Annotated in this window: 1 protein-coding gene; it reads right to left on the bottom strand. The window is 35.9% G+C overall.

Annotation, left to right across the window (positions count from 1 at the left end):
* The coding region (locus ETC27_RS18270) for an alpha-amylase family glycosyl hydrolase (RefSeq protein WP_240724972.1) at nucleotides 1-206 on the bottom strand (206 nt) is incomplete at both ends.

The raw sequence follows: 206 nt of genomic DNA, 5'->3' as shown, positions 1-206 counted from the left end.
TTTTTTCGGGTTTTGCATCTGCCCAGTTATAGTAATCTCGATGGGTATTATCCTTTGATTTTTGACTTTCAATAAACCAAGGATGCTGATCGGAAGTATGATTCACAACCAAATCCATAATCACTTTCAAGCCGTTATCATGCGCTTTTTGCAGAAGTTCTTTTAAATCTTCCAAGCTACCAAAGCGAGCATCAATACTATAAAAA

Source organism: Onishia niordana (assembly GCF_004798965.1).
GTDB classification, from domain to species: Bacteria; Pseudomonadota; Gammaproteobacteria; order Pseudomonadales; family Halomonadaceae; genus Onishia; species Onishia niordana.
The sequence above is the reverse complement of the archived record's forward strand: the minus strand, read 5'-3'. Positions and strand labels throughout refer to the sequence as shown.